Origin of the sequence: Microbacterium testaceum, assembly GCF_001476655.1 — a bacterium.
Taxonomy (GTDB): Bacteria; Actinomycetota; Actinomycetes; order Actinomycetales; family Microbacteriaceae; genus Microbacterium; species Microbacterium testaceum_C.
In genome coordinates, this window is the sequence record NZ_LDRT01000184.1 from 1 (window position 1) to 5,335 (window position 5,335).

A 5,335-nucleotide genomic window follows, 5' to 3' on the forward strand; every position below is an offset into this window, starting at 1 on the left:
GACGCCTTCACGGTGTCGGCGAGCTGCTCGGGACGCGAGGCGCCCACGAGAGCGGCGGCGATGTTCGGGTTCTGCAGCACCCACGCGATCGCGAGCTGCGGCATCGCGAGACCCGCCTCGTCGGCGATGGGCTTGAGCCGCTGCACGGCCTCGAGCGTGTCGTCGTTCAGGAACCGCTTGATGAAGTTCGCGCCGCTCTTCTCGTCGGTGGCCCGGGACCCCTCGGGCGCGGGCTGACCCGGCAGGTACTTGCCGCTCAACACGCCCTGAGCCATGGGCGACCAGACGATCTGCGAGATGCCGAGTTCTTCGCTGGCGGGGACGACCTTGCCCTCGATGACGCGCCACAGCATCGAGTACTGCGGCTGGTTCGAGATGAGCTGGATGCCGAGCTGCTTCGCGAGCGCGTGCCCCTCGCGCAGCTGCTCGGCGGTCCACTCGGACACACCGATGTAGAGGGCCTTACCCTGGCGCACGACGTCGGCGAATGCCTGGAAGGTCTCTTCGAGCGGGGTCTCGTAGTCGAAGCGGTGGGCCTGGTAGAGGTCGACGTAATCGGTGCCGAGGCGCTTGAGCGACCCGTTGATCGAGTCCATGATGTGCTTGCGGCTCAGCCCGGTGTCGTTCGGACCCATCGGGCCGGTGGGGAAGTACACCTTCGTGAAGATCTCGAGCGACTCGCGCCGCTGCCCCTCGAGGGCCTTGCCGAGCACCGTCTCGGCGGCGCCATTGGCGTAGCCGTCGGCGGTGTCGAACGTCGTGATCCCGGCGTCGAGCGCGGCGTGCACGGTTGCGATCGCGGCGTCGTCGCCGACCTGCGAGCCGTGGGTCACCCAGTTGCCGAGGGTGATCTCCGAGATCTTGAATCCACTGTTTCCGAGGTAGCGATAACCGACCATTCTTCAACGCTAGCCCTCCCCTCCGACATCGGGGCCGTGGCATCCGGAACCGGGTTCTGCCAGGCTCGGTGAGAGCGCGCCGGTCGGCGTCGCAACGACGGAGGACACCCCCATGACCCACCGACCCGATGACGCGCTCACGCCCGTTTTCGACCGTGCCGGCGAAGCCTCGCGGCGCCCGCGCGACCGTTTCCCGCGCACGCCCGAACTGCCCGAGACGGCGTACCAGATCGTGCACGACGAGATGATGCTCGACGGCAACGCGCGCATGAACCTCGCGACCTTCGTCGGCACGTGGATGGACGAGCACGCCGACCGGCTCTACGCCGACGCGTACGACAAGAACATGATCGACAAGGACGAGTACCCGCGCACCGCCGAGATCGAGCGCACCTGCTGGCGCATGCTCGCCGACCTCTGGCATGCCCCTTCGGTCGACGGTGCGGTGGGCACCTCGACGATCGGCTCCTCGGAGGCGTGCATGCTCGGGGGCCTCGCGCTCAAGCGGCGCTGGCAGCACGCGCGCCGCGCGGCGGGGAAGTCGACCGAGAAGCCGAACCTCGTGATGAGCAGCGCGGTGCAGGTGTGCTGGGAGAAGTTCTGCAACTACTGGGACGTCGAGGCCCGCTACGTCCCCGTCACCGACGAGCACCCCGTGTTCGACGGCCACGACCTCGCCGACTACGTCGACGAGAACACGATCGGCGTCGTCGCGATCCTCGGGGTGACATACACCGGGGCGTACGAGCCCGTGGCATCCATCTCCGAAGCTCTGGATGCCGTCGAGCAGGCCACGGGACTCGACATCGCCATCCACGTCGACGGCGCCTCCGGGGCGATGGTCGCGCCGTTCCTCCGGCCCGAGCTGGAGTGGGACTTCCGTCTCGAGCGCGTGCACTCGATCTCGACCTCGGGACACAAGTACGGCGGTGTGTACCCCGGCGTCGGCTGGGTCGTCTGGCGCGAGGAGAAGTGGCTGCCCGAAGACCTCGTATTCCGGGTCAGCTACCTGGGCGGCGACATGCCCACCTTCGCGCTGAACTTCTCTCGTCCCGGAGCCCCGGTGCTGCTGCAGTTCTACCTCTTCCTGCGTCTCGGCTTCGAGGGGTACGCCACCGTGCAGCGCGGCCTGCAGAAGGTCGCGCTGCACCTCTCGCACGGCATCGGCGCGATGGGGCCGTTCGAGCTGGTGAGCGACGGCAGCGACCTGCCCGTGTTCGCGTGGCGCATGCGCCCGGGATACACCGAGAACTGGAACCTGTACCACCTGTCGGACCGGCTGCGCATGCACGGCTGGCTCGTGCCCGCCTACCCGCTCCCCGACGACATGTCCGATCGCACCGTGCAGCGCATCGTCGTGCGCGCAGGACTCAGCCTCGACCTCGCCGACGACCTGCTGGACGACATCCGCACCGAGGTCTCGTACCTCGACAGACTGCAGTCGCCGATGCCGACCGAGGGCACGGGGCCGGGTTTCCACCACTGAGCGGGCGCGGCGGCCCTCAGGGCGCGGCGGCCCTCACGCCGCGGCGACCCTCACGCCGCGGCGGAGCGACGCCTCGCCTGCTCGCGCGGATCGGGAACGGGGACGGCGGCGATGAGCGCCCGCGTGTACTCCTCGCGCGGGGAGGCGAGCACCTCGCGGCGCGTCCCCTCCTCGACGATGCGCCCGCGCTGCAGGACGACCACCCGGTCGCTCAGCTGGTCCACGACCGCGAGGTCGTGACTGATGAACAGGCACGCGAACCGCAGCTCCTGCTGGAGACGGCGCACCAGGTCGAGCACGGTCGCCTGTACCGACACGTCGAGCGCCGAGGTCGGCTCGTCGGCCACGAGCAGTCGGGGCTCGAGCGCGATCGCCCGTGCGATCGCGACGCGCTGACGCTGACCGCCCGACAGCTCGTGCGGAAAACGGCCCGCCCAGGATGCCGGGAGCTCGACGTCCGAGAGCAGAGCGGCGACCCGCGCCTCGCGCTCGCGCGGCGAGAGGGCGGTGTGCGCTCGCAGCGGCTCCGCGATCGAGGCCCCGATGCTCATGCGGGGATCGAGGGCCGCGGTGGAATTCTGGAACACGACCCCGACCGACCGCTTGACCGCGAGCGACTCGGCCCGGCGGGCGGTGCGCAGGTCGACGCCGTCGATGAGCACCCTCCCCGAGGTGATCGGGGCGAGACCCAACGCGCACATGCCGATGGTGCTCTTGCCCGACCCCGACTCCCCCACCAGCGCCGTGGTCTGCCCGCGGGGGATGCGAAGGCTCACGTCGTCGACGGCGGTGAGGGCGCGCGCCCCGCGACCGTAGACGACCGTGAGCCCCTCGACCTCGAGCACGGGCTCCCCGTCCGCGTCGACCGCGGGCCGGTCCGACGCGCCCAGGCGCGGAACGGCGGACAGCAGCTCGCGCGTGTAGGGCGCCGACGGCGCGTCGAAGATGCGCTGCACCTCGGCGCGCTCCTGCACCTCGCCGCGGCGCAGCACCACGACGCTGTCGGCCATGTCGGCGACCACGCCCATGTCGTGCGTGATGAGCAGCATGGCCGTGCCGGTGCGCTCGCGCAGCCGGCGCATCACATCGAGCACCTCGCGCTGCACCGTCACGTCCAACGCGGTCGTCGGCTCGTCGGCGATGATCAGCTCGGGGTCGCACGCCAGGGCCATCGCGATCATGACGCGCTGGGCCTGACCACCCGACATCTGGTGCGGATACGAGCGCACGCGCGCCGCGGCATCCGGGATCTCCACCATCGTCAGCAACTCCACCACGCGGGCGCGGCGGGCGGCGCGGTCCATGTCGGGACGGTGCACGCGCAGCACCTCGTCGATCTGATGACCGATCGGGAAGACGGGGTCGAGGGCGTTCATCGGGTCCTGGAAGACGACCGCGATGCGCGAACCGCGGATCGCGTTCAAGCGGTTCTCGTCGAGGGCGAGCAGGTCGATGCCGTCGAACGTCGCGGTGCCGCGCACGCGCGCCCGCTCGGGGAGCAGACCGACGAGGGCGAGAGCGCTGACGCTCTTCCCCGAACCCGACTCCCCCACGAGGGCCACGATCTCGCCACGTCCCACGGTCAGGTCGAGGCCCGCGACGGCCACCACCTCTTCCTCGCCGAGGTCGAAGACGACCTCGAGACCGGCGACCTCCAGCACGGGCGCGCTCACGAGCCCGGCTCCCGGTCGGGAGCGTCGACGGCGGGCGCGCCGGCGGCCCGCGCGTCCGCGGCCTGCGCGTCCGCGGCGAGGGTGCTGTCGCGGTACTCCTGCCACTCGGCCAGCATCTTGCGGTGGTGCCCGACGAGCCACGTCATGTAGCGCAGGGCGTTGGTCAGACGCGTCCGCGGTCGCGACGCGTCCTCGGGGAGCACGTCGAGGCCGAACTCGAGGGTCGAGTTGATGCGGCGGACGTAGTCGCGCTCACCGGCGAGGAAGCCTCCCCACACGTCGTCCTCGGTACGGAAGTAGTGGCTGCGGTCCCCGGGGATCGCGTGCCGCTTCAGGAAACCGAGGTTGACCAGCGCCCGGGTCGACATCGATACCGCGCCCGCGCTCGCCTGCAGCAGGTCGGCGATGCGCGCCGACGACAGGTAGGGCTCGTCGACGATCAGGAGCAGCGCGAGGACACGCCCCTCCATGCGCGGGTTTCCCGCCGCGCCCCACGCGTACGCGAAGTCCTCCACGAAGGCGCTCACGGCCTCGTCGAGCACGTCCGCGGAGGCGTGATCCGGCGTGTGGTCGGACGCACCGGCGGTCGCAGCGCGTTCTTCGTCCGTCACAGGGCCATCCCCTTCAGCAGCTCGGACGGCTGCTCTGTCGACAGAGCGTAGCGATAGCGGTCGAACGGCCACATGGACATGCCGCTCAAGCGGATCGACACGACCGCGCCCGCGGCATCCCTCTCCACGCTCACCGGCTCTCCACTCGCGCCGAAGCTCGCCCGCGCCGGAAGGCGCAGCGTCCCGTCGTCGTCGGCCTCGAGCACCTCGGCGGAACGGGCGGGGTCGGGATCGGCCGGGTGCAGCACCGCGACGGCACCGCCGAGATCCACGAGGTCGGCCACGCTCCACATGCTCGCGAACCGTCCCGTGACCGCAGCCGTGCCCGGCTCGCGATCGGCTTGGGCGAGGGCCAGACGCAGGATGCCGATGGCCCCCGTCGCGAGGACGTCGGCCGGGCCGTCGATGGCGTTGGTGAGCACGCTCACGACGAGGTCGTCGTCGAGGTCGAGCCACGTGCGCGTGATGTGGCCGGGGTAGCCCCCGCTGTGTCCGATGAGACGCGCCCCGTCGAGGTCGCGCACGTCGAAGCCCAGCCCGTAATGGCGAAGGACCCCGGCGTACTCGATGTCGGACTCCCGCCGTTGCAGGAGCCTCTTCGCCGCGTCCGACACGAGCGTGTCGTCGCCGGGTGCATGGGCGGCGAAGTACGCCGACAGGTCGCGC

The 5,335-nt window shown here is 70.7% G+C and carries 5 protein-coding genes; 1 reads left to right on the top strand and 4 read right to left on the bottom strand.

Annotation, left to right across the window (positions count from 1 at the left end; all coding sequences use genetic code 11):
* The coding region (locus NS220_RS17990; RefSeq protein WP_058625357.1) for an aldo/keto reductase family protein at positions 1-899 on the bottom strand (899 nt) is incomplete at its 3' end.
* Between the two features lie 112 nt (positions 900-1,011).
* Here NS220_RS17990 and NS220_RS17995 point away from each other — a divergent pair.
* Positions 1,012-2,385: a glutamate decarboxylase gene (locus tag NS220_RS17995; RefSeq protein ID WP_058625358.1), complete on the top strand. Its 1,374-nt coding sequence runs from the start codon at positions 1,012-1,014 to the stop codon at positions 2,383-2,385.
* A 50-nt stretch (positions 2,386-2,435) separates the two neighbouring features.
* Here NS220_RS17995 and NS220_RS18000 read toward each other — a convergent pair whose 3' ends face one another.
* The 3 genes from NS220_RS18000 to NS220_RS18010 all read right to left on the bottom strand — a co-directional run.
* Positions 2,436-4,058: an ABC transporter ATP-binding protein gene (locus tag NS220_RS18000; RefSeq protein ID WP_206543044.1), complete on the bottom strand. Its 1,623-nt coding sequence runs from the start codon at positions 4,056-4,058 to the stop codon at positions 2,436-2,438.
* On the bottom strand, positions 4,055-4,669 hold the full coding sequence (locus NS220_RS18005) for a GbsR/MarR family transcriptional regulator (RefSeq protein WP_058625359.1): 615 nt from the start codon (positions 4,667-4,669) through the stop codon (positions 4,055-4,057). The genes NS220_RS18000 and NS220_RS18005 overlap by 4 nt, the downstream gene beginning before the upstream one ends.
* Positions 4,666-5,335: serine hydrolase (locus NS220_RS18010; RefSeq protein WP_153004360.1), on the bottom strand; the 670-nt coding region annotated here is incomplete at its 5' end. The genes NS220_RS18005 and NS220_RS18010, both read right to left, overlap by 4 nt.

Excerpts from the sequence above, each read along its gene's own strand:
- NS220_RS17995 (WP_058625358.1), top strand. The coding sequence starts at position 1,012 with ATGACCCACCGACCCGATGACGCGCTCACGCCCGTTTTCGACCGTGCC.